Raw genomic sequence first — 20,648 nt, 5'->3', positions numbered from 1 at the left:
GAGGTCCCTGTGACCTGGACACCGGTCCGGCACGGACGTCCGTCCGCGGTCTCAGGCGGCGGTCGTGTCCCGCTCGGCGCCGACCGTGGCGGCACCCCGGGGCCCGGCGACGACGACGGCGTCCCCGCGCCCGACCAGCGCCTGCGGCGGCAGCCCGAGGAGGCGGCGCAGCACCCAGTCGACCACCACGCCGAGCAGGAGCCCGCCGACCACGCCGACCACGACGCCGAGCAGCGGGCGCTCCTGCAGCACGTGCCCGGCACCGATGCCGATCGCCGTCGAGTAGAGCGCCCACGTGACGGCGGCGATGCCCGTGAGCAGCACGAACCGGCGCCGCCGGAAGCCGAGCGACCCGGCGGTCATGTTCACCGCGACGCGCCCGATCGGGATGTACCGCGCGGCGATGATGAACGACGCGCCCCGGTGGGTCAGCGCGTGCTCGGCCCAGTCGAGCACCCGGCGGCCGCGCCGCCCCCGGAACAGGCGCAGGCGCCGCAGGTCCACCGCCGAGCCGATCTGGTACGCCACCTGGTCGCCGAGGAACGCTCCCACGGCGGCCACCGCCACGACCGGCCAGAGGGCGGGAGCACCCGTCGAGACGGACAGCGAGGCGAGCGCGATCACCACGGACTCGCTGGGGACCGGCGGGAAGAACCCGTCGACCGTCGTGAGCGCGAGCAGCACCACGAGGACCCAGGGCGACCCCGCCAGCTGCAGTGCCCAGTCCTCGACCATGCGTCCCCGTCTCCCCGACCCCCCGACCCGAGCAGGTCGACAGGACCCACGCTAGAGCCCCCGAGGCCCGGCGAACACCCGGGGACACCCCGATTCAGCCCTGAGCCGTGCGCAGATCCCCCCGAGGTCGCCCTCCGTCCACCGTGCCGTCGTCCTGCAGGCGGAGAGCCATGCGGACGAACGCCCGCAGGACCGGCGGGGCCTGCACCGCCGCGGCGGCCCGGGCCCGGGCGACGACGTCCTCGAGCTCCTGGGGCGCGAAGTACCCCTCGTGCCGGTACGCCTGCACGCGGGTGACGAGCCCGTCCGTGTCGAGCTCGGGGTGGAACTGCGTCGCGTACACGTGCCTCCCGACGCGGAACGCCTGCACCGGCGCCCCCGGCGACCGGGCCAGCAGCGTCGCCCCCGGCGGTGCCGCGCGCAGCGCCTCCTTGTGCCCGCCGAACGCCTCGAAGGTCGCCGGCCCGACACCGAGCACCGGGTCGGACCGTCCCTCGGCCGTCAGCTCCACCCGGACCGCGCCGACGGGCTCGCCGTACGTGCGGTCGACGTGACCGCCCTGGTGCCGGCCGAGCGTGCCGATGCCGTAGCAGGCGCCGAGGAACGGCAGGTCGGCCGCGACGACGACGTCGAGGAGCCGGGCCAGGTCGGACTCGACGCGGCGCTGCACCGCCGACTTCGTGCGCTCGGGGTCGCTGACCTGGAACGGTCCGCCGCCCAGCACGATCCCGGCGACCTCCTGCGGGTCGACCGGAGCCAGCGGCGCCGCCTCGACACGGACCCGGCGCAGGTCCCGCTCGTCGAGGCCGGTGCAGCGCAGCATCGCGGCGTACTCGTCGTCGGCCGGCCCGTCCTCGGGCCGCACCCCCAGGAAGAGGAACGGGCGCACGAGCACCTCCCGTCAGCGCGGAGCGGCCCCGCCCGGTCCGGCGGGCGTCGGCAGCGCGAAGCCCAGCGCCCGAGACGCCTCGAGCGGCACGGGCTGCGACGCCCAGTGCGCTCCCAGCCTGTCGGTCGCGGACAGCGACCGCATCTCGGCGCGGTCCAGGTAGAGCGTCCCGCCCAGGTGGTCCGTCTCGTGCTGCACGATCCGGGCCGCCCACCCGGTGACGACCTCGTCCACCGCTGCTCCGGTCACGTCGTGCGCCCGCAGCCGCACGGTCCGCGGGCGCGCGACGACCGCCTGGTAGCCGACGACGCTCAGGCAGCCCTCGTAGAAGCCGACGCGGTCCTCGCCGACGGGCTCGTACGCGGGGTTGACCAGCACCCGGAAGGGCACCCGGTCCCGCTCGCGCACGCGCGCGACCTCGGCGTCGTCGACGCCCGGGTCCTCGACGACCGCGAGCGCCAGCGGGATCCCGATCTGGGGGGCGGCGAGGCCCACGCCCGGCGCCGCGCGCATCGTGCGCTGCATGAGGGCGACCAGCAGGGCGAGGTCCGCGTCGTCGAGCTGACCGTCGCAGGGGAACGCCGTGGCACGCAGCACGGGGTGCCCCACCTGGACGATCGGCGCCGTGCCCGTGCCGCCGGCGTCGTCGAGCAGCCGCCGCACGAGGTCGCGGACGACCGTCACCCGCCGGTCGGTCACAGCGCGAGCCGCTCGCGCACGACCTCCGCGAGCTCGTGGGCGACCCGGTCGGCCTCCGTCTGCGTCGCGGCCTCGACCATGACCCGCACGAGGGGCTCCGTGCCGGAGGGGCGCAGCAGCACCCGCCCGGTCTCCCCGAGCTCCTTCTCCGCCGAGCGGACCGCGTCGAGCAGGACGTGGTCGTCGGTGCGCCCCCGGTCGACGCCGGGGACGTTGACGAGGGTCTGCGGCAGGCGCCGCACGACGTCCGCGAGCTCGCCGAGGGGCCGTCCGGTGGCCGCCACGCGCGACGCGAGCTGCAGCGCGGTCAGCACCCCGTCCCCGGTCGTGGCGTGCTCGGCCAGGATGATGTGCCCGGACTGCTCGCCGCCCAGGCCGTACCCGCCGGCCCGCATGGCCTCGAGGACGTACCGGTCGCCGACCGCGGTCTCGACGGTCGCGATGCCCGCGGCCTGCATGGCCAGGCGCAGCCCCAGGTTGCTCATGACCGTCGTCACGAGCGTGCCGTGGGCGAGCCCGTCCCGCTCCGCGAGGGCGATCGCGAGCACGCCCATGATCTGGTCGCCGTCGACGACCCGGCCGTCCGCGTCGACCGCGAGGCACCGGTCGGCGTCGCCGTCGAACGCCACGCCGAGGTCGGCGTGCGCCGCGAGGACGGCCGCCTGGAGCGGCTCCGGGTGCGTCGACCCGGACTCCTCGTTGATGTTGCGCCCGTCCGGGGACGCGTTGATGACGACGACGTCCGCACCGGCGGCCCGCAGCGCCGCGGGGCCGACCTCGGAGGCGGCGCCGTTCGCGCAGTCGGCGACGATCCGCAGCCCGTCGAGCGGGTGCTGGACGGTGCTGACGAGGTGCTGGACGTACTGCTCGCCCGCGAGCCCCACGTCGATCCGGATGCGGCCGACACCGGCGCCCACGGGGCGCTCCCAGTGCTCGCCCATGCGCGCCTCGATGGCCTTCTCCAGCTCGTCGTCGAGCTTGTGGCCGCCGCGCGCGAGGAACTTGATGCCGTTGTCGGGCATCGGGTTGTGCGACGCCGAGATGACGACACCCAGGTCCACGCCGCGCGACGCCGTCAGGTGCGCGACCGCCGGCGTCGGCAGCACGCCGACCATGTCGACGTCGACACCCGCCGAGGCGAGCCCCGCGGCGACCGCGGCGGCCAGGAACTCGCCCGACGCGCGGGGGTCCCTGCCGACGATGGCGCGGGGGCGGTGGCCCTCGAACGCCCCGATGCTCCCGAGCACGTGGGCGGCGGCGACCGACAGGTCGAGCGCCACCTCCGCCGTCACGTCCCTGTTGGCCAGCCCGCGCACGCCGTCCGTGCCGAACAGTCGACCCATCACACGACTCCCTCGTCCCGGCGGCCGCCCTCACGGTACGCCCGCCGTCCTGGCACCTGCCTGCTCCCCCACCGCCGGCGCGGCGCGCCGACCCCGAGCACGCCGACGGCCCCGGGGTTCTGGTGAACCGCCGGGGCCGTCGAGCGGGAACGCTGCGTCAGCGCTTCGAGTACTGCGGCGCCTTGCGGGCCTTCTTCAGACCGGCCTTCTTGCGCTCCACCACGCGGGCGTCACGCGTGAGGAAGCCGGCCTTCTTCAGCGCCGGGCGGTTGTTCTCGGCGTCGATGGCGTTCAGCGCACGTGCGATGCCCAGGCGCAGCGCGCCGGCCTGGCCCGACACGCCGCCGCCGTTGATGCGGGCGACGACGTCGAACCGGCCCTCGACGTCCACGAGCTTCAGCGGGTCGTTGACCAGCTGCTGGTGGACCTTGTTGGGGAAGTAGTCCTCGAGCGTGCGACCGTTGATGGTCCACTGGCCGGTGCCAGGGACCAGACGGACGCGGGCGACGGCCTCCTTGCGGCGACCCAGCGCCTGGCCCGGAGCCGTGAGGCTCTGGCCACGGCCGGTCGGCGCGGACGACTCGCTCGTGTAGGTGCTGGGCGTCTCGCCCTCGAACTCGTTCTCGACGGTGGTCTCGGCCACGGGATCCTCGCGTTCTGTGTTCGTCACTGCCGCAGCAGCCCGAGGCTTACTGCGCCACCTGGGTCAGCTCGAACGGCTTCGGCTGCTGGGCTGCGTGCGGGTGCTCGGAGCCGGCGTACACCTTCAGCTTGCTCAGCTGCTGGCGGCCGAGGGTCGTCCGGGGGAGCATCCCTCGGACGGCCTTCTCGATGGCGCGCTCGGGGTGCTTCTCGAGCAGCTCCGAGTACGGGGTCGCCCGGAGTCCGCCCGGGTAGCCCGAGTGACGGTAGGCGAGCTTGGTCTCACGCTTGTTGCCGGTGAGGGCGATCTTCGCGGCGTTGATGACGATGACGAAGTCACCGCCGTCGACGTGGGGCGCGAAGGTGGGCTTGTGCTTGCCGCGCAGCAGCGTGGCCACATGGGTGGCCAGGCGGCCGAGGACGACATCGCTCGCGTCGATGACGTACCAGGTCCGCTCGACGTCGCCGGGCTTCGGGGTGTACGTGCGCACGGGTGTGGGCCTCTGTCTCGTGTTGCGTGTCAAGGCCGGTCCCGCACGAGCGGGGCGGCCGAGGATGGCTGTCGGAGCATCCCGCCCCAGCGAGTGGGATCGCACCAGGACGGCCATCGGCACACGGTGGTGAGAAGCCACCGGTGCGCGACAGGGGACGCACAACGACACAACAGAGTACGGCACCGTGCAGCGTCGGCAAAACCCGGTCCCGGGTGACGTGGCCGACGCCGCCGGCGCACCGGTCGGCGCCGGTCGACGGGCGGTCAGCCGGCGGTCAGCGGGCGCGGTCGACGCGTGCCACGTCCCACACCGGCTCGGGCGTCTCGACGACCGTCCCGTCCGAGCCCACGACGAGGAACCGGTCGAACGTGCGCGTGAACCACCGGTCGTGCGTGACCGCGAGCACCGTGCCCTCGAACGCCGCGAGCCCCGCCTCCAGGGCCTCCGCCGAGTGCAGGTCGAGATTGTCCGTGGGCTCGTCGAGCAGCAGGAGCGTGGCACCGCCGAGCTCGAGCAGGAGGATCTGCAGCCGGGCCTGCTGACCGCCGGAGAGCGTCTCGTAGCGCTGCTCGGCGGCGGCCACCAGCTCGTAGCGGTCCAGGGCACGGCTCGCCGCGTCCCGGGCCAGGCCGGCGCGGCGGCCGTCGCCCCGGTGCAGGACGTCGAGCAGCGTGCGCCCCACCAGGTCGGGGCGCGGGTGGTTCTGCGCGAACCAGCCCGGACGGACCCGCGAGCCGAGCACCACCGAGCCCGTGTGCGCCACGGCGTCGGGCACGAGGTCGCCGGCCGGCTCCTGGTCGGGGCCGGGGTCGGAGCCGCCCGCGGCGAGCAGCCGCAGCAGGTGCGACTTGCCCGAGCCGTTGGACCCCAGCACGGCCACCCGCTCGCCGTACCAGACCTCGAGGTCGAACGGCTCGAGCAGGCCCGTCAGGCCCAGCCCCCGGGCCACCACGGCCCGCTTCGCCGTCCGCCCCCCGCGCAGCCGGACCGTCACCCGCTGCTCGGGCGCCACGACCGTCGGCGGCCCCGCCTCCTCGAAGCGGCGCAGCCGGGTCTGCGCCGCCTGGTACCGCGAGGCCAGGCCGTCGTTGAACGCGGCCTTCTGCCGCAGCGTCAGCACCAGCTCGCGCAGCTGCGTGTGCTCCTCCTCCCACCGGCGCAGGAGCTCGGCGAGCCGCGACCGACGGTCCTCGCGCGCCTGCCCGTACCCGGCGAACCCTCCCCCGTGCACCCAGACCTGGGCGCCGACCTCGGTGGGCTCGAGCGTCGCCACGTGCGTGGCCACCCGCGAGAGCGTCTCCCGGTCGTGGCTGACCAGCAGCACGCTGCGGCCCGACTCCACGAGCCGGTCCTCCAACCAGCGCTTGGTCGGCACGTCGAGGGCGTTGTCGGGCTCGTCGAGCAGCAGCACCTGGTCGGGCCCCCGCAGCAGCGCCTCCAGCACCAGGCGCTTCTGCTCGCCCCCCGACAGCGTGCGGACCTCACGGTGCTGCGCCCGCTCGAACGGCACCGACAGCACCGCGTCCGTCACCCGGTCCCACGTGACCTCGGCCTCGTAGCCCCCGACGTCCGCCCAGTCCGCGAGCGCCTGCGCGTACCGCATCTGCGCCGGCTCGTCGTCGACCTCCATCATCAGCAGCTCGGCCGCCGTCAGCTCGGCCGCCGCCGCCCGGAGCGAGGCTGGCGCGAGCGAGGCGAGCAGGTCGCGGACCGACCGGTCGTCGCGCACCCGCCCGACGTCCTGGCGCATGACGCCCAGCCCCCCGCTGCCGGTCACGGAGCCCGCGTGCGGCGCGAGCTCGCCGGCGACGATCCGCAGGAGCGTGGACTTGCCGACGCCGTTCGGCCCGACCAGCGCGACCCGCGCCCCGTCCGCGACCCGGAACGACACGTCGTGCAGCAGCGGCCGCCCGTCGGGCAGGACGTACCCGACCCCGGCGACGTCGAGATGACCCATGCCCCCAGTGTCCGTGCCGCGCCCCGCCGACGGGAAGCGCATTGACCCGCCCAGCCGCCCGTGGCGCTGGTGTGGCGCCCCGCCGTGCGCGGTGCTTGGCTCGGGTCATGACCGAGGACACCCCCGCCACGAGCACCGACCCCGCGCTGGGCGCCGAGGGCGACACCGACCAGCTGCCCAAGGAGGACACGCTCGTCGAGCGCGGCGTGGACGACCTCCTCGACGAGGGGTGGTCGCCGCCCGAGCGGGCACGCACCTCCACGTGGGGCGAGACCCCGTGGGAGGAGGCGCACGGCGAGAGCCTCGACCAGCGCGTGCTCCAGGAGGAGCCCGAGGTCTGGGAGCGCGCACCGCGTCCCACGGGCGACCGTGAGGAGCTGCGCGCCGGTCGCCTGGTCGCCGACCCCGACGCCGTCGAGGCGGGCGGCACCGACGAGTTCGCCGTCGACGCGGGCGTCGCGGGCGGGGCCGCGTCGGCCGAGGAGGCCGCCGTGCACCTCGTCGAGGAGGAGTACGTCGACACCGACGACGACGAGGACCTCTGAGCGGACCTCAGCCGCAGCAGTCCCCGGGCCCGTCCGACGCCGCGGGCCCGGGATCGGCGCCCTGGGCCTCGTGGGCCTGCCGCCGCGCCCGCGTCCGGTCGGCACGCACCGCCAGCTCGGCGTCGGGCGGGTACGTCACCTCCTCGAGCGTCAGGCCGTGCGCGGCGACGACGGTGGCGCCGCCCTCGCGCCGGCGCGAGCGCAGCAGCTCGTACGGCCACCCCACCGGCCGGCGCCCCTCCCCGACCGCGAGGCTCGCGCCCACGAGCGCGCGCACCATCGAGTGGCAGAACGCGTCGGCCTGCACGTGGGCGACGACGAGCCCCGCGTCGGGCCCGTCGGCCACCCGCGACCAGCCGAAGGCCTCCAGCGTGCGGATCGTCGTCGCGTCCGGGCGCGGCTTGCAGTACGCCGCGAAGTCGTGCCGTCCGACCAGGGCGGACGCGGCCGCGTCCATCGCCGGCACGTCGAGGGGCTGCCGGTGCTGGAGCACGTGCGCCCGCCGCAGCGGGTCGCGCAGCGACGGGTCGTCCCCCACCCGGTAGGCGTACCGGCGCCGCAACGCCGAGAAGCGCGCGTCGAAGCCCGCGGGTGCGGGCGTCACGTCCCGGACCACCACGTCGTCGTCGAGGACGCCCGTCAGGCGTGTGCGGAGCACGTCGAGCACCGGTCTGTCGCTGCGGCCCCGCACGGCCTCCAGCGCCGCGGGCACGACGTCGACGTGCGCCACCTGCCCGCGCGCGTGCACGCCGGAGTCCGTCCGGCCGGCGACCGTCAGCCGCGGCGGCGCCTCGCCGCGCGGCCCGCTGCGCAGCACCAGGGCGAGCGCGTCCTCCAGCACCCCCTGGACGGTGCGGAGCGTCGGCTGGCGGGCCCACCCGGCGAAGTCCGTCCCGTCGTACGCGAGGTCGAGACGCAGCCGCACCGTCGCGTCCTGCCCGGCCGCACCGTCGGTCGCCCCCGTGCCGTCCCCGTCCGTGCTGCCCGCGCGGCCCGTGCCGTCGTCGTCCACCGCGTCCACGCGGCACACGGTAGCGCCCGCGCCGGGCCGTCCCGCACCCGGGCGCCGGTCGCGCGCTAGCGTGGTCGGGTGCCGCGCGACCACGACCCCTTCACGCTCGCCGTCGACTGCGGCGGCAGCGGCATCAAGGCGTCCGTGCTGGACGCGTCGGGCACCCTGCACGTCCCGCCCGTGCGCGTCCCGACCCCCTACCCGCTGCCCCCCGAGCGGCTCGTCGAGACCGTCGCGACGATCGCCGCCGGCCTGCCGTCCGCCGCACGGGCCACGGTCGGCGTCCCGGGCATGATCCGGCACGGGGTGGTCGTCGCGACGCCCCACTACGTCACACGGTCGGGCCCCCGGTCGGCCGTCGTCCCCGCGCTCGCCGCGGCGTGGGCGGGCTGCGACGTCCGGGCGATGCTCGAGGAGCGGCTCGGCGTCCCGACCCTCGTGCTCAACGACGCCGAGGTGCACGGGGCGGGCGTCGTGTCGGGCACCGGGCTCGAGCTCGTCCTCACGCTCGGCACGGGCCTGGGGTCGGCCGTCTTCGACGGCGGGCGCCTGGCACCGCACCTGGAGCTGTCGCACGCCCCCGTGCGGTGGGGCACGACGTACGACGCGTACGTCGGGGAGCACGAGCGCGCACGGCTCGGCGACGGGCTCTGGTCGCGACGGGTCCGCCGCGTCGTCGACGGGTTCCGGCCCGTCTTCCACTGGGACCGGCTCTACCTCGGCGGCGGGAACAGCCGGCGCATCACCCCCGCGACGCTCGCGCGGCTCGGCGACGACGTCGTGGTCGTGCCGAACCAGGCCGGCATCGTCGGCGGCGTCCGCGCGTGGGACCTGTCGGCCTGACCGGACCGGCTCAGCCACCGGCGCGGCGGTCGACCTCGTCGGCCGCCTCGAGGACGACCCGCGTGAACCGCACCGGCGCGACGAGGCTCACCAGGTGCGTCGCCCCAGGGACCACCACCAGGCGGGCGTCCGGCGCTGCCGCGACGAACCGCCGCTCCTGCGTGCGGAAGTGGTCGAGCCGACCGTTGACGAGCCAGACGGGTGCCTCGACGCGTGCGAGGTCGGTCAGCGGGTCCGTGCGGCCGACCTCGCGCAGGACGTCCTCCACGACGTCGAGCGCGAACCCGCCGGCCGCGACGTCCCGCGCGCCCGCCGGCGGCAGGACGTGCCGCACGAGGAACCCGTTGACGGCCGCACCGCGGTCGGGCATCCGCGCGAAGCCCTGTGCCGCCACGGCCCAGCCGCCGACGAGCATGCGCGACGGCTGCGTGCAGCACCCTGCGGCCACCACGCCCACGGCCTGCTCCGGGTGGCGCGCCGCGTGGGCGATCGCCGTGTAGCCGCCCAGCGAGAGCCCGACCACGAGCGCCCGTCCGCCGGCACCGTCGACGGCGTCGCGCACCGCATTGACAGCACCGGCGGACGTGAACCGCGTGCCGCTGCGCGTCCCGTGCCCGGGCAGGTCCAGCGCGACGGCGCGTCGCCCGTACGCCTCGAGCGCGTCGACCTGCGCCCGCCACATGGTGCGCGAGGTACGCAACCCGTGCACGAGCACGACCGGGACGCCGTCTACCGAGGTGCTCACCCTCGCGACCGTAGCCCTGTCCGGGCGGCCGGCTCGCCGTCGCCCGGCGGCACGGCGTGCCGGGGCCCCGCCACGGTTGGGCCGCACGGGTGGCACGCGGGCCGGAGACCGGGTGAATCCGTTCCGGACGGACCGGGCGAACGTCCCGGCATTCGGCGCATGCCGCGTCAAACGCCGACGGACCGCGGTTGCCGCCCCCGGTGCCTGCCCCGACCATTCGATGCGGCGCCCTGCGCCCGCGCTCCTGCCCCGACGCCGTGAGACCCCGAGCGGCCGCCCGAACGAAGGACACCGACATGGCCACTCCCGACGCCGCCCTCAAGAAGATCCTCGAGCAAGAGGGGGCCCTCGCCGTCGCGCTCGTCGACTTCGCCAGCGGCATGGCGCTCGCGCAGCAGTCCACGGTGCCGTTCGACCTCGAGCTCGCGGCAGCCGTCAACACGGAGGTCGTCCGGGCCAAGCTCCGCGCGATCGACGCGCTCGGCCTCGGCGACACGATCGAGGACATCCTCATCACGCTGGGGACGCAGTTCCACCTGATCCGGATCTCGGCGCGCCCCGACCTGGCGGGGATCTTCTCGTACCTCGTGCTGGACCGCACCAAGGGCAACCTCGCGCTCGCCCGCCGCGGTCTGCGTACGCTCGAGGACGAGCTCGAGATCTGATCCGCCCGCCCCGCCCCGAGGACCCCATGGACGACCCGGCACGTGACGTCGTCGACCGCCTGCACCGCGCGCTCGACGACGTCACGCACGTCCTCGTGCTCGACCCGGGCGACCGGGTCGAGCTCGCCGACGACGACTCGCCCGAGGAGGTCGTCATGGCGGCCCGTGCCGTCGCGACGACCCTCATGCTCGTCGACGGCGACCGCGAGGGCGGTGTCCGGGCCGTCGTCGAGACACCTGGCGCGACCGTGTACGCCACGCTCGTCCCGGGCGGCACCGCGTTCGTGATGCTGGGTCCGCCCGGCTGGAACGTGGTGCTGGCCCGCCGGACGCTGGATCCGGTCATCGCCGACCTGGTCACGACCGGCGCCGTCGACCGCCTCCGCGACCCGCGCCGCAGGCTCCTCCCCGGTGCCGGCGTCGCCCCGCAGCCTGACGGGCCCGCGGGCCAGGCCACCGGCCAGACGGACCCGGCCGCCGCCCACGAGGACGACCGGGCACTCGTCCCGACGCCGGGCCGGGGTGGGACGCTCGCGCAGGCCGCCCGGGCGGAGGCCGTCCGCCGGCGCACCCCCTCGACCTGACGGACGCGCACGCCCCGGACGACGACGGCCCCGGTCCCCCTCGCGGGGACCGGGGCCGTGGTGCGTCGGTCGTCAGGCCTTGGCGGTGTCCTCGCCGGCCTCGTCCTCGGCGACGGGGGCGTCCTCGACGGGCGCGTCCTCGACCGGGGCGGGAGCGGCCTTCGCGGCGGCCTTGGTGGCCTCCTTGACGACGGCCTGCTTCGGCGAGAGCGGCTCGAGCACGAGCTCGATCACGGCCATGGGGGCGTTGTCGCCCTTGCGGGGACCGATCTTGGTGACGCGCGTGTAGCCGCCCTGACGCTCGGCGACCGCCGGGGCGATCTCGGTGAACAGGACGTGCACGACGCCCTTGTCCTTGACGACCGTCATCACGCGACGACGCGAGTGCAGGTCGCCGCGCTTGGCGAGCGTGACGAGACGCTCGGCGAGGGGGCGCAGGCGCTTGGCCTTGGTCTCCGTGGTGGTGATCCGCTTGTGCTCGAACAGCTGCGTCGCGAGGTTCGCGAGGATGAGCCGCTCGTGCGCCGGGCTGCCACCGAGCCGGGGACCCTTGGTGGGCGTGGGCATGGTCTCTACTCCTTGAAGTTCCAGTGATGGGCGTCGCGCCCGGTCCGCCGCTCAGCGGCGACCCGCGCGCTCCCCGGCGTCAGTACTGCTCGTCCTCGACGAAGTCGCCCTCGTCCTCGGTGTAGTACCCGCTGGCGTGCGGGTCGAAGTCGAGGGGGCTGTCCTTGAGGGTCAGACCCAGCTCGGCGAGCTTCTCCTTGACCTCGGTGATCGACTTCGCACCGAAGTTGCGGATGTCGAGCAGGTCCGCCTCGGACCGCGCGACGAGCTCGCCGACGGAGTGGATGCCCTCACGCTTGAGGCAGTTGTACGACCGGATCGTCAGCTGCAGGTCCTCGATCGGCAGCGCCAGGTCCGCGGCCAGGGCCGCGTCCGTCGGCGAGGGACCGATCTCGATGCCCTCGGCCTCGACGTTGAGCTCGCGCGCCAGGCCGAAGAGCTCGACCAGCGTCTTGCCCGCCGACGCGAGCGCGTCGCGGGGGCTGATCGCCGGCTTGGTCTCGACGTCGACGATGAGCTTGTCGAAGTCCGTGCGCTGCTCGACACGCGTCGCCTCGACCTTGTAGGTCACCTTGAGGACGGGCGAGTAGATCGAGTCGACCGGGATGCGGCCGATCTCGGCGTCGAACGACTTGTTCTGCGCCGCGGAGACGTAGCCGCGGCCGCGCTCGACGGTGAGCTCGATCTCGAGCTTGCCCTTCTCGTTGAGCGTCGCCAGGTGCAGCTCGGGGTTGTGCACCTCGACACCGGCCGGCGGGACGATGTCCGCGCCCGACACCTCGCCCGCACCCTGCTTGCGCAGGTACATCACGACGGGCTCGTCGTTCTCCGAGGAGACGACGAGGTTCTTGATGTTGAGGATGATCTCGGTGACGTCCTCCTTGACCCCCGGCACGGTCGAGAACTCGTGCAGCACGCCGTCGATGCGGATCGACGTGACCGCCGCACCCGGGATCGAGGAGAGCAGGGTGCGGCGCAGGGAGTTGCCGAGCGTGTAGCCGAAGCCGGGCTCGAGGGGCTCGATGGAGAACCGCGAGCGGTGCTCCGAGATGACCTCTTCGGTCAGGGTGGGGCGCTGTGCGATGAGCACGGTGGGGTTCCTCTCCGCGGGCGTCCGCCATATGACGCTCCGCGAGTGCTGCTGGGCTGGCCGGGCCTCGGTCCGCGCGGCCAACGGAGGTGCGGGTGTCGACCCCGGGTCCCGCGCGTCCGACGGACGGACGCGCGAGGGCCGGGACCGGTGCTTCCGCTACCGGTCCCGGCCGTCGGGGTCAGACGCGGCGACGCTTCGGCGGGCGGCAGCCGTTGTGCGCCTGGGGCGTGACGTCCTGGATCGAGCCGACCTCGAGGCCGGTCGCCTGCAGGGAGCGGATCGCGGTCTCACGACCGGAGCCCGGGCCCTTGACGAAGACGTCGACCTTGCGCATGCCGTGCTCCTGCGCACGACGCGCGGCGGCCTCGGCGGCGAGCTGCGCGGCGAACGGGGTCGACTTGCGCGAGCCCTTGAAGCCGACCTGGCCGGAGGACGCCCACGCGATGACGGCGCCCGACGGGTCGGTGATGGACACGATGGTGTTGTTGAACGTGCTCTTGATGTGCGCCTGGCCGTGGGAGACGTTCTTCTTCTCCTTGCGACGCGGCTTGCGCACGGAGGTGCGGGACTTGGGAGGCATCTCTTCTTCTCTCGGGGTCTGCGGGTCGTGAGGGCGACGGACGGGCGGTCAGCGGCAGGCGCGACCGGCCCGCGACGTCACTTGCGCCCGGCCTTCTTCTTGCCGGCGACGGTGCGCTTGGGACCCTTGCGGGTGCGCGCGTTGGTCTTGGTGCGCTGACCGCGCACCGGCAGGCCGCGGCGGTGACGCAGGCCCTCGTAGCTGCCGATCTCGACCTTGCGGCGGATGTCGGCGGCGACCTCGCGGCGGAGGTCGCCCTCGAGCTTGAAGCTGCCCTCGAGGTGGTCGCGCAGCGCGACCAGCTCGGCGTCGCCCAGGTCCTTCACCCGGACGTCGGGGCTGATGCCCGTGGCGGCGAGGGTCTGCTGCGCACGCGTGCGTCCGACCCCGTAGATGTAGGTGAGAGCGACCTCGACCCGCTTGTCGCGGGGCAGGTCGACACCGATGAGACGTGCCATGTGCCTGACGGCTCCTGTACTGCGTTCGGAGGTCTGCCGCACCGCCATCCCGCTGTGCCGCGGGCCCCGGCCTCCGAGCCGGGGGTTCACCGGGCGGGTCGCACGACCCGCGCCGAAGTGACGGTGCGCTTGCTGCCCTGACGGGCGGGTGCTGCAGGTGTGCTGCTCAGCCCTGGCGCTGCTTGTGGCGCAGGTTCTCGCAGATCACCTGGACGCGACCGTGCCGGCGGATCACCTTGCACTTGTCGCAGATCTTCTTGACGCTCGGCTTGACCTTCATCGCGTGTTCCTCCGCCGCCGTGCCACCGGCTCTCCCGGTGCGACGGCGTGTCGAGTGGTGGTTACTTGTAGCGGTAGACGATGCGCCCGCGGGACAGGTCGTACGGGCTGAGCTCCACCACGACACGGTCCTCGGGGAGGATCCGGATGTAGTGCTGGCGCATCTTCCCCGAGATGTGGGCCAGCACCTTGTGGCCGTTCGCGAGCTCCACGCGGAACATCGCGTTGGGGAGTGCCTCGACGACACTCCCCTCGATCTCGATGACGCCGTCCTTCTTGGCCATGTCCTCCGCTAACTGTCGATCTTCTGCTGCCGTGCACCCCGCGGTGGCCACGGGCGCGCAGGTCCGCGCCCGTGCCGTCGTGGGGAGTCGTACGCGGCGCCGCGCACCACCGCCACGCGCCCACGAAGGGGCGTACGGGCAGGAGGATGCTCGGTGCACACAACCAACGCACCATCATACGTCATGCAGCCGCATGCTCGACGACGACGGTGCTCCCGGCCACCTCCGGCGACGGTCCGCGACCCGTCAGGACAACGGGGCGACCTGGACACCCAGGCGGGCGAGCCGTTCCGCTCCCCCGTCGCGCGCGGTGAGCACCCACAGGCCGCCCTCGTGCACGGCCACGGTGTGCTCCCAGTGCGCGGCGCGCGACGCGTCGTCGGTGACGACCGTCCAGTCGTCCGCGAGGACGTGGTTGGCCTCGGCGCCCCGCACCAGCATCGGCTCGACGGCGACGCACAGGCCGGGGCGGACCTTCGCGCCGCGGTCGCGGGTGCGGAAGTTCGGGACGTCCGGGGGCTGGTGCATCGCCGTGCCGATGCCGTGGCCCACGTAGTCCTCGACGATCCCGTACGCCCGCCCGCCGTTCGCCCCGCGGGCGGCGGCGAGCTCGACGACGTCCTCGACGGCCTCGCCGACGGCACCGAGCCGGTCGGCGGACGCGATCGCCGCGATCCCGGCCCACAGCGCGTCCTCGGTGGTCGTCGCCAGCTCGACGTCGAGCGGGTCGGCCTCGCCCAGCACGACCGTCACGGCGGAGTCACCGTGCCAGCCGTCGACGATGGCACCGCAGTCGACCGAGACGACGTCCCCCGCCTGCAGCACGCGGGGCCCGGGGATGCCGTGGACGATCTCCTCGTTGACGGAGACGCAGAGCGACGCCGGGTACCCGTGGTAGCCCAGGAACGACGGCGTGGCCCCCGCGCCGAGGATGACCTCCTCGGCGACGGCGTCAAGATCGGCGGTGGTCATCCCCGGGGCGATGCGCGCACGCACGGCGTCCAGCGCGTCGGCCACGACGAGTCCCGCGCGGCGCATGAGCAGGATCTGCTCGCGCGACTTGTGCTCGATCTTCTCCCTGCCGAACATGCGGCCGCTGTCAGGCGACGACGGGCGCGAGCGCGGCCAGCAGACGACCGGTGACCTCGTCGACGTCCCCGAGCCCGTCGACCTGCACCAGGAGACCCCGAGCGGCGTACACCTGGGAGATCGGGGCGGTCTGCTCGGCGTACACGTCGAGTCGGTGCCGGATCACGTCCTCCGTGTCGTCGGCGCGCCCCTCGATCTGCGCGCGTCGGGTGAGCCGGTCCACCACGACCTGCGGGTCGACGGTCAGCTCGACCGCGGCACCGAGGCTCAGGCCGGCGGCGGACAGCATCTCGTCGAGGGCCGCCACCTGGGCGACGTTGCGGGGGTACCCGTCGAGCAGGAAGCCGTCCACCGCGTCCGCCTGGGTGAGGCGGTCACGGACCAGCGCGTTGGTCAGGTCGTCCGGCACGAGCGCGCCCGACGCGGTGATGTCCTGGACCTTGCGTCCCAGCTCCGTGCCGTTCGTGATGTTGGCGCGGAAGATGTCGCCGGTCGAGATGGCCGGGACCCCCAGGCGCTCCGAGATCCGGACGGCCTGGGTGCCCTTGCCGGCGCCGGGGGGACCGAGCAGGACGAGACGTGCGCTCAACGCAGGAACCCTTCGTAGTGACGCTGCTGCAGCTGGGACTCGATCTGCTTGACGGTCTCCAGGCCCACACCGACCACGATGAGGATCGACGCCCCGCCGAACGGGATGTTCGTCCCCACGTCCATGACGATGAACGCGATGGTCGGGATGAGCGCGACCAGGGCCAGGTAGATCGATCCCGGCGCGGTGATGCGCGTGATGACGTAGTCGAGGTACTCGGCGGTCGGGCGGCCCGCGCGGATGCCGGGGATGAACCCGCCGTACTTCTTCATGTTGTCCGCGACCTCGTCCGGGTTGAACGTGATCGCCGTGTAGAAGTAGCAGAAGAAGATGATGAGGACCACGTAGATCGCGATGTGCAGCGGGGCCCCCGGGTCGGCGAGATGGATGCTGATCCACTGCACCCAGCCCTCGGTCGGGTCGCCGAACTGCGCGAGCAGCGTGGGCACCGCCAGCAGGGACGACGCGAAGATGACCGGGATGATGCCGGCCATGTTGATCTTGATCGGGATGTAGGTGCTGGAGCCGCCGTACATCCGTCGACCGACCATGCGCTTGGCGTACTGCACGGGGATGCGCCGCTGGGACTGCTCGACGAAGACCACGAGCCCGATCACCAGGATGATGATCGCGAAGACCACGAGGAACTTCGTGACGCCGTCGTTCGCGCCGATGATCGACCACATCGCACCGGGGAAGCTCGCGGCGATCGACGTGAAGATGAGCAGCGACATGCCGTTGCCGACGCCGCGCTCGGTGATGAGCTCGCCCAGCCACATGATCAGGCCCGTGCCGGCGGTCATCGTGATGACCATGACCAGGAGCGTCGACCACGAGTCGTCCGGGATGACCTCGACCGTGCAGCCGGCGAAGAGGTTGCCGCTGCGCGCGAAGGTGATGACGGTCGTCGACTGCAGGATCGCCAGGCCGATCGTCAGGTACCGCGTGTACTGCGTGAGCTTCGCGGTGCCGGACTGGCCCTCCTTGTGCAGCTCCTCGAACTTGGGGATCACCACACGCAGGAGCTGGATGATGATGCTCGCCGTGATGTACGGCATGATCCCGAGCGCGAACACCGACAGCTGCAGGAGCGCTCCCCCGCTGAACAGGTTCACGAGGCCCAGCAGGTTGTTCCCGTCGGCCGTCTGCTCGATGCAGACCTGGACGTTCGGGTAGCTCACCCCAGGGGTGGGCAGGAACGACCCGACGCGGAACACCACCATGATGCCGATGGTGAAGAGCAGCTTGCGCCGCAGGTCGGGCGTCCGGAACGCCCGGACGAATGCGCTGAGCACCTGGTCCTCCTGAGCCGCCGCGGCGGCGATGTCGACGGCCGGACCGTCCCGGCCACGTGGTCCTGGTGTGCCGGCGGACCCCGGGGAACCCTAACGGATGGTGTCGGACAGACGAAACGGGGCCGGCGGGCATACGCCCACCGGCCCCGTCGAGACGTCAGTCCTGGATGCTGCCGCCGGCGGCCACGATCTTCTCCTTGGCGGACGCGGAGTACGCGTCGACCGCCACGGAGACCTTGACCGTGATGTCGCCGGTGCCGAGCACCTTGACCGGCTGGCCCTTGCGGACCGCGCCCTTGGCCACCAGGTCGGCGACGGTGACGTCGCCGCCCTGCGGGTACAGCGCCGAGAGCTTGTCCAGGTTCACGACCTGGTACTCGACACGGAACGGGTTCTTGAAGCCGCGGAGCTTCGGCAGACGCATGTGCAGCGGCATCTGCCCACCCTCGAACCGGTCCGGCACCTGGTAGCGGGCCTTGGTGCCCTTGGTGCCACGACCGGCGGTCTTGCCCTTCGACGCCTCACCACGACCCACGCGGGTCTTGGCGGTCTTGGCGCCGGGGGCGGGACGCAGGTGGTGCACGCGCAGCGTGCCGCCCGCGCCCTCCGTCGTCTTGCCCGAGGGCTTCTCCGCAGCCTTCGCCGCGGCCGGCTTGCGCGCGGCCTTCGGCTTCTCCGTCGCGGCGGCCTCCGTGGAGACCTCCTTCGCCGGAGCCTTCTTCGCGGGCGCCTTCTTGGCGGCGGCCTTGGGAGCCGTCTCCGTGCTGGCGACCGTCTCGTCGGCCTTCTTGTCGTCGGCCATGGTCACTCGACCTCCTCGACCGCGACGAGGTGCGTCACCGTCTTGACCATGCCGCGGATCTCAGGACGGTCCTCCTTGACGACGACGTCGCCGATCCGCTTGAGGCCCAGGGTGCGCAGCGTGTCGCGCTGGTTCTGCTTGCCGCCGATGGCGGACCGGGTCTGGGTCACCTTGAGGCGGGCCATCAGGCACCCACCTTCGCCGCCGCCGCCGCACGACCCTCGGCCTGCGCACGCAGGAGAGGCGCGGGGGCCACGTGGTCGAGAGCCAGCCCACGACGGGCGGCCACGGCCTCGGGCTCCTCGAGGCCGCGCAGGGCCTCGACCGTGGCGTGCACGATGTTGATCGAGTTCGACGACCCGAGCGACTTGCTGAGCACGTCGTGGATGCCGGCGCACTCGAGCACGGCGCGGACCGGACCACCGGCGATCACACCGGTACCCGGGGAGGCCGGGCGCAGGAACACCACGCCGGCCGCCTTCTCGCCCTGCACGGGGTGCGGGATGGTGCCCTGGATGCGGGGGACGCGGAAGAAGTTCTTCTTCGCCTCCTCGACGCCCTTGGCGATCGCCGCGGGCACCTCCTTGGCCTTCCCGTAGCCGACGCCGACCGTGCCGTCACCGTCGCCCACCACGACGAGCGCGGTGAAGCTGAAGCGACGGCCGCCCTTGACGACCTTCGCGACACGGTTGATCGTCACGACGCGCTCGACGAAAGCGCTCTTCTCGGCGGCGTCGCCGCGCCGCCCGCCGTCACGACGCCCGCCCTCGCGGCGGTCGCCGCCGGTGCCGCCGGCACCGGTGTTGCTGCGCTGAGGAGCAGCCATCAGAAAGTCCTCTTCTTCGATGCGGAGTTCGTCGTCACAGGGCCAGGCCACCCTCGCGGGCGCCGTCGGCGACCGCGGCCACGCGGCCGTGGTACTTGTTGCCGCCACGGTCGAACACGACCGACTCGACGCCGGCCGCCTTCGCACGCTCGGCCACGAGCTCGCCGACCTTGCGCGCCTTCGCGGTCTTGTCGCCCTCGGCGGCACGCAGGTCCGCCTCGAGGGTCGACGCGGAGGCGACGGTCTGACCGATCGCGTCGTCCACGACCTGCGCCGTGATGTGCCGCGCGGAGCGGGTCACGACGAGACGGGGACGCACGGCCGTGCCGACGACCTTCTTGCGCAGACGGACGTGACGGCGGCGCCGGGCGATCGTCTTGCCCTTGCCCTTGATGCTGATCGCCATGGCTACTTCCCAGCCTTTCCGACCTTGCGGCGCACGTTCTCGCCCGCGTACCGCACACCCTTGCCCTTGTAGGGCTCGGGCTTGCGGATCTTGCGGATGTTCGCGGCGACCTCGCCCACCTGCTGCTTGTCGATGCCCTGCACCGAGAACTTCGTCGGCGTCTCGACGGCGAAGGTGATGCCCTCCGGCGCCTCGACGACGACGGGGTGGCTGAAGCCGAGCGCGAACTCGAGGTTCGAGCCCTTCGCCGTGACGCGGTAACCCGTGCCGACGATCTCGAGCTTCTTCGTGTAGCCGTCGGTCACGCCGACGACCATGTTGGCCAGGAGCGTGCGGGTCAGGCCGTGCAGCGAGCGCGACGCGCGCTCGTCGTCGGGACGCTGCACCACGAGGGCGCCGGCGTCGTCACGCTCGACCTGGATGGGGGCGGCGATCGTGTGGGTGAGGGCGCCCTTGGGGCCCTTCACCGTGACGAGTGCGCCGTCGATGGTGACGTCGACTCCGGTCGGCACCGGGACGGGGATCCTGCCGATACGGGACATGGCTGTGTCTCCTCTCCGTCTCGGATTACCAGACGTAGGCGAGGACTTCTCCGCCCACGCCCTTCTTGGCGGCCTGCTTGTCGGTGAGCAGCCCGGACGACGTGGACAGGATCGCCACGCCCAGGCCGCCGAGCACCTTCGGCAGGTTGGTCGACTTGGCGTACACGCGCAGGCCCGGCTTGGACACGCGCTTGACGCCGGCGAGCGCACGCTCGCGGTTGGGGCCGTACTTGAGGGTGATCGTGAGGTTCTTCCCCACGGTCGCGTCCTCGACGGTCCAGCCCGAGATGTAGCCCTCCGCCTGGAGGATCTCGGCGATGTGGCTCTTGAGCTTCGAGAACGGGATCGTCACCGTGTCGTGGTGCGCCGAGTTCGCGTTCCGCAGACGCGTCAGCAGGTCTGCGATCGGGTCGGTCATGGTCATCGGGCGTCAGCCCTTTCTCGCCGGGGTATCCGTGCCCCCTCGCGGGGGCACGGACCTACCGACGTCCGGTGGTTCTTACCAGCTGCTCTTGGTCACGCCGGGGAGCTCGCCACGGTGGGCCATCTCCCGCACGCAGATCCGGCACAGGCCGAACTTGCGGTACACCGAGTGCGGACGACCGCACCGCTGGCAGCGCGTGTAGCCACGGACCGCGAACTTGGGCTTCGCGGCCGCCTTGTTGATGAGGGCGGTCTTCGCCAT

Annotated in this window: 29 protein-coding genes; 4 read left to right on the top strand and 25 right to left on the bottom strand. The window is 73.3% G+C overall.

The genetic code is table 11. The features are described 5' to 3' along the window. Positions 1 to 51: 51 nt before the first annotated feature. The 7 genes from FBY24_RS12425 to FBY24_RS12395 all read right to left on the bottom strand — a co-directional run bounded on the left by FBY24_RS12425 (position 52) and on the right by FBY24_RS12395 (position 6,759). Positions 52 to 735 (bottom strand): DedA family protein, encoded by a 684-nt coding sequence (locus FBY24_RS12425; protein WP_142160965.1) that lies wholly within the window; start codon positions 733 to 735, stop codon positions 52 to 54. A 94-nt stretch (positions 736 to 829) separates the two neighbouring features. Next, complete coding sequence (locus FBY24_RS12420; RefSeq protein WP_142160963.1) at positions 830 to 1,624, bottom strand: glutamine amidotransferase; 795 nt, start codon at positions 1,622 to 1,624, stop codon at positions 830 to 832. A gap of 12 nt (positions 1,625 to 1,636) precedes the next feature. Further along, positions 1,637 to 2,308, bottom strand: a complete 672-nt coding sequence (locus FBY24_RS12415; protein ID WP_142160961.1) for a peptide deformylase — start codon at positions 2,306 to 2,308, stop codon at positions 1,637 to 1,639. An 11-nt stretch (positions 2,309 to 2,319) separates the two neighbouring features. Beyond that, the gene (gene glmM / locus FBY24_RS12410) at positions 2,320 to 3,666 is read right to left on the bottom strand and encodes a phosphoglucosamine mutase (RefSeq protein WP_142160959.1); all 1,347 of its coding nucleotides are present in this window, start codon (positions 3,664 to 3,666) and stop codon (positions 2,320 to 2,322) included. A 157-nt stretch (positions 3,667 to 3,823) separates the two neighbouring features. Continuing rightward, positions 3,824 to 4,309 (bottom strand): 30S ribosomal protein S9, encoded by a 486-nt coding sequence (rpsI, locus tag FBY24_RS12405; protein WP_140457281.1) that lies wholly within the window; start codon positions 4,307 to 4,309, stop codon positions 3,824 to 3,826. 46 nt (positions 4,310 to 4,355) lie between these two features. Then, entirely contained in the window at positions 4,356 to 4,799 is a 444-nt protein-coding gene (gene rplM, locus FBY24_RS12400; RefSeq protein ID WP_140457282.1) for a 50S ribosomal protein L13, read from the bottom strand. 277 nt (positions 4,800 to 5,076) lie between these two features. Next, complete coding sequence (locus tag FBY24_RS12395) at positions 5,077 to 6,759, bottom strand: ABC-F family ATP-binding cassette domain-containing protein (protein WP_142160957.1); 1,683 nt, start codon at positions 6,757 to 6,759, stop codon at positions 5,077 to 5,079. A 107-nt stretch (positions 6,760 to 6,866) separates the two neighbouring features. On the opposite strand from FBY24_RS12395, the gene FBY24_RS12390 reads away from it, so the two are divergent. Beyond that, on the top strand, positions 6,867 to 7,304 hold the full coding sequence (locus tag FBY24_RS12390) for a DUF5709 domain-containing protein (protein ID WP_142160955.1): 438 nt from the start codon (positions 6,867 to 6,869) through the stop codon (positions 7,302 to 7,304). Positions 7,305 to 7,311: 7 nt separating this feature from the next. Here FBY24_RS12390 and truA read toward each other — a convergent pair whose 3' ends face one another. Further along, positions 7,312 to 8,229: a tRNA pseudouridine(38-40) synthase TruA gene (gene truA, locus FBY24_RS12385; protein ID WP_142163498.1), complete on the bottom strand. Its 918-nt coding sequence runs from the start codon at positions 8,227 to 8,229 to the stop codon at positions 7,312 to 7,314. 165 nt (positions 8,230 to 8,394) lie between these two features. On the opposite strand from truA, the gene FBY24_RS12380 reads away from it, so the two are divergent. Continuing rightward, positions 8,395 to 9,159: an ROK family protein gene (locus FBY24_RS12380; protein WP_142160953.1), complete on the top strand. Its 765-nt coding sequence runs from the start codon at positions 8,395 to 8,397 to the stop codon at positions 9,157 to 9,159. A gap of 10 nt (positions 9,160 to 9,169) precedes the next feature. Here the strand turns inward: FBY24_RS12380 and FBY24_RS12375 are convergent, their stop codons facing one another. Further along, positions 9,170 to 9,904 (bottom strand): alpha/beta fold hydrolase, encoded by a 735-nt coding sequence (locus FBY24_RS12375; protein ID WP_255432373.1) that lies wholly within the window; start codon positions 9,902 to 9,904, stop codon positions 9,170 to 9,172. Positions 9,905 to 10,200: 296 nt separating this feature from the next. Between FBY24_RS12375 and FBY24_RS12370 the strand changes: the two genes are divergently transcribed. Both FBY24_RS12370 and FBY24_RS12365 read left to right on the top strand, forming a co-directional pair. Next, positions 10,201 to 10,569: a hypothetical protein gene (locus FBY24_RS12370; protein WP_142160951.1), complete on the top strand. Its 369-nt coding sequence runs from the start codon at positions 10,201 to 10,203 to the stop codon at positions 10,567 to 10,569. Between the two features lie 26 nt (positions 10,570 to 10,595). Then, the gene (locus FBY24_RS12365; RefSeq protein ID WP_142160949.1) at positions 10,596 to 11,153 is read left to right on the top strand and encodes a hypothetical protein; all 558 of its coding nucleotides are present in this window, start codon (positions 10,596 to 10,598) and stop codon (positions 11,151 to 11,153) included. A gap of 72 nt (positions 11,154 to 11,225) precedes the next feature. Here FBY24_RS12365 and rplQ read toward each other — a convergent pair whose 3' ends face one another. The 16 genes from rplQ to FBY24_RS12285 all read right to left on the bottom strand — a co-directional run bounded on the left by rplQ (position 11,226) and on the right by FBY24_RS12285 (position 20,648). After that, positions 11,226 to 11,720 carry a 50S ribosomal protein L17 gene (gene rplQ / locus FBY24_RS12360; protein WP_142160947.1) on the bottom strand — a complete coding sequence of 165 codons (495 nt, stop codon included), beginning with the start codon at positions 11,718 to 11,720 and terminating at the stop codon, positions 11,226 to 11,228. Between the two features lie 79 nt (positions 11,721 to 11,799). Then, on the bottom strand, positions 11,800 to 12,810 hold the full coding sequence (locus tag FBY24_RS12355) for a DNA-directed RNA polymerase subunit alpha (RefSeq protein WP_140457290.1): 1,011 nt from the start codon (positions 12,808 to 12,810) through the stop codon (positions 11,800 to 11,802). 181 nt (positions 12,811 to 12,991) lie between these two features. After that, a complete protein-coding gene (rpsK, locus tag FBY24_RS12350; protein WP_140457291.1) occupies positions 12,992 to 13,393 on the bottom strand; it encodes a 30S ribosomal protein S11 in 402 nt (133 codons plus the stop codon). Between the two features lie 77 nt (positions 13,394 to 13,470). Beyond that, a complete protein-coding gene (gene rpsM / locus FBY24_RS12345) occupies positions 13,471 to 13,851 on the bottom strand; it encodes a 30S ribosomal protein S13 (protein WP_140457292.1) in 381 nt (126 codons plus the stop codon). Positions 13,852 to 14,017: 166 nt separating this feature from the next. After that, the gene (rpmJ, locus tag FBY24_RS12340; RefSeq protein ID WP_013117849.1) at positions 14,018 to 14,131 is read right to left on the bottom strand and encodes a 50S ribosomal protein L36; all 114 of its coding nucleotides are present in this window, start codon (positions 14,129 to 14,131) and stop codon (positions 14,018 to 14,020) included. A gap of 61 nt (positions 14,132 to 14,192) precedes the next feature. Next, positions 14,193 to 14,414, bottom strand: a complete 222-nt coding sequence (gene infA, locus FBY24_RS12335; RefSeq protein ID WP_012867920.1) for a translation initiation factor IF-1 — start codon at positions 14,412 to 14,414, stop codon at positions 14,193 to 14,195. Between the two features lie 246 nt (positions 14,415 to 14,660). Next, entirely contained in the window at positions 14,661 to 15,503 is an 843-nt protein-coding gene (gene map, locus FBY24_RS12330; protein WP_142160945.1) for a type I methionyl aminopeptidase, read from the bottom strand. A gap of 10 nt (positions 15,504 to 15,513) precedes the next feature. After that, on the bottom strand, positions 15,514 to 16,092 hold the full coding sequence (locus FBY24_RS12325; RefSeq protein WP_142160943.1) for an adenylate kinase: 579 nt from the start codon (positions 16,090 to 16,092) through the stop codon (positions 15,514 to 15,516). Then, a complete protein-coding gene (secY, locus tag FBY24_RS12320) occupies positions 16,089 to 17,387 on the bottom strand; it encodes a preprotein translocase subunit SecY (protein WP_142160941.1) in 1,299 nt (432 codons plus the stop codon). Before secY ends, FBY24_RS12325 begins: the two co-directional genes overlap by 4 nt. Before the next feature lie 157 nt (positions 17,388 to 17,544). Continuing rightward, positions 17,545 to 18,189, bottom strand: a complete 645-nt coding sequence (rplO, locus tag FBY24_RS12315) for a 50S ribosomal protein L15 (protein WP_142163494.1) — start codon at positions 18,187 to 18,189, stop codon at positions 17,545 to 17,547. Positions 18,190 to 18,191: 2 nt separating this feature from the next. Continuing rightward, positions 18,192 to 18,374 carry a 50S ribosomal protein L30 gene (rpmD, locus tag FBY24_RS12310; protein ID WP_013117860.1) on the bottom strand — a complete coding sequence of 61 codons (183 nt, stop codon included), beginning with the start codon at positions 18,372 to 18,374 and terminating at the stop codon, positions 18,192 to 18,194. Continuing rightward, entirely contained in the window at positions 18,374 to 19,015 is a 642-nt protein-coding gene (gene rpsE / locus FBY24_RS12305) for a 30S ribosomal protein S5 (protein WP_142160939.1), read from the bottom strand. The genes rpmD and rpsE overlap by 1 nt, the downstream gene beginning before the upstream one ends. A gap of 34 nt (positions 19,016 to 19,049) precedes the next feature. Then, positions 19,050 to 19,421, bottom strand: coding sequence for a 50S ribosomal protein L18 (rplR, locus tag FBY24_RS12300; protein WP_140457297.1), 372 nt, complete (start codon positions 19,419 to 19,421; stop codon positions 19,050 to 19,052). A gap of 2 nt (positions 19,422 to 19,423) precedes the next feature. Then, complete coding sequence (gene rplF / locus FBY24_RS12295; protein WP_140457298.1) at positions 19,424 to 19,963, bottom strand: 50S ribosomal protein L6; 540 nt, start codon at positions 19,961 to 19,963, stop codon at positions 19,424 to 19,426. 25 nt (positions 19,964 to 19,988) lie between these two features. Continuing rightward, complete coding sequence (rpsH, locus tag FBY24_RS12290; RefSeq protein ID WP_140457299.1) at positions 19,989 to 20,387, bottom strand: 30S ribosomal protein S8; 399 nt, start codon at positions 20,385 to 20,387, stop codon at positions 19,989 to 19,991. 75 nt (positions 20,388 to 20,462) lie between these two features. After that, positions 20,463 to 20,648, bottom strand: a complete 186-nt coding sequence (locus FBY24_RS12285; RefSeq protein WP_013882869.1) for a type Z 30S ribosomal protein S14 — start codon at positions 20,646 to 20,648, stop codon at positions 20,463 to 20,465.

The sequence above is a fragment of the Cellulomonas sp. SLBN-39 genome (assembly GCF_006715865.1).
In the GTDB taxonomy this organism is placed as follows: Bacteria; Actinomycetota; Actinomycetes; order Actinomycetales; family Cellulomonadaceae; genus Cellulomonas.
Note: the sequence above shows the minus strand (reverse complement) of the source record. Positions and strands in the feature narration are given on the sequence as shown.

What these genes read in the sequence shown, in the direction of transcription:
- rpmD (WP_013117860.1), bottom strand. Translation starts at nt 18,374, where the DNA reads ATGGCCCGCCTCAAGGTGACCCAGACCCGGTCCGCCATCGGCGGCAAG.
- rpsE (WP_142160939.1), bottom strand. Translation starts at nt 19,015, where the DNA reads ATGGCTGCTCCTCAGCGCAGCAACACCGGTGCCGGCGGCACCGGCGGC.
- rpsM (WP_140457292.1), bottom strand. Translation starts at nt 13,851, where the DNA reads ATGGCACGTCTCATCGGTGTCGACCTGCCCCGCGACAAGCGGGTCGAG.
- rplO (WP_142163494.1), bottom strand. Translation starts at nt 18,189, where the DNA reads ATGGCCGACGACAAGAAGGCCGACGAGACGGTCGCCAGCACGGAGACG.
- rplF (WP_140457298.1), bottom strand. Translation starts at nt 19,963, where the DNA reads ATGTCCCGTATCGGCAGGATCCCCGTCCCGGTGCCGACCGGAGTCGAC.
- rpsK (WP_140457291.1), bottom strand. Translation starts at nt 13,393, where the DNA reads ATGCCTCCCAAGTCCCGCACCTCCGTGCGCAAGCCGCGTCGCAAGGAG.
- FBY24_RS12365 (WP_142160949.1), top strand. Translation starts at nt 10,596, where the DNA reads ATGGACGACCCGGCACGTGACGTCGTCGACCGCCTGCACCGCGCGCTC.
- glmM (WP_142160959.1), bottom strand. Translation starts at nt 3,666, where the DNA reads ATGGGTCGACTGTTCGGCACGGACGGCGTGCGCGGGCTGGCCAACAGG.
- infA (WP_012867920.1), bottom strand. Translation starts at nt 14,414, where the DNA reads ATGGCCAAGAAGGACGGCGTCATCGAGATCGAGGGGAGTGTCGTCGAG.
- rplQ (WP_142160947.1), bottom strand. Translation starts at nt 11,720, where the DNA reads ATGCCCACGCCCACCAAGGGTCCCCGGCTCGGTGGCAGCCCGGCGCAC.
- FBY24_RS12425 (WP_142160965.1), bottom strand. Translation starts at nt 735, where the DNA reads ATGGTCGAGGACTGGGCACTGCAGCTGGCGGGGTCGCCCTGGGTCCTC.
- rpmJ (WP_013117849.1), bottom strand. Translation starts at nt 14,131, where the DNA reads ATGAAGGTCAAGCCGAGCGTCAAGAAGATCTGCGACAAGTGCAAGGTG.
- FBY24_RS12390 (WP_142160955.1), top strand. Translation starts at nt 6,867, where the DNA reads ATGACCGAGGACACCCCCGCCACGAGCACCGACCCCGCGCTGGGCGCC.
- FBY24_RS12285 (WP_013882869.1), bottom strand. Translation starts at nt 20,648, where the DNA reads ATGGCGAAGACCGCCCTCATCAACAAGGCGGCCGCGAAGCCCAAGTTC.
- rpsH (WP_140457299.1), bottom strand. Translation starts at nt 20,387, where the DNA reads ATGACCATGACCGACCCGATCGCAGACCTGCTGACGCGTCTGCGGAAC.
- FBY24_RS12370 (WP_142160951.1), top strand. Translation starts at nt 10,201, where the DNA reads ATGGCCACTCCCGACGCCGCCCTCAAGAAGATCCTCGAGCAAGAGGGG.
- map (WP_142160945.1), bottom strand. Translation starts at nt 15,503, where the DNA reads ATGTTCGGCAGGGAGAAGATCGAGCACAAGTCGCGCGAGCAGATCCTG.
- FBY24_RS12395 (WP_142160957.1), bottom strand. Translation starts at nt 6,759, where the DNA reads ATGGGTCATCTCGACGTCGCCGGGGTCGGGTACGTCCTGCCCGACGGG.
- rplR (WP_140457297.1), bottom strand. Translation starts at nt 19,421, where the DNA reads ATGGCGATCAGCATCAAGGGCAAGGGCAAGACGATCGCCCGGCGCCGC.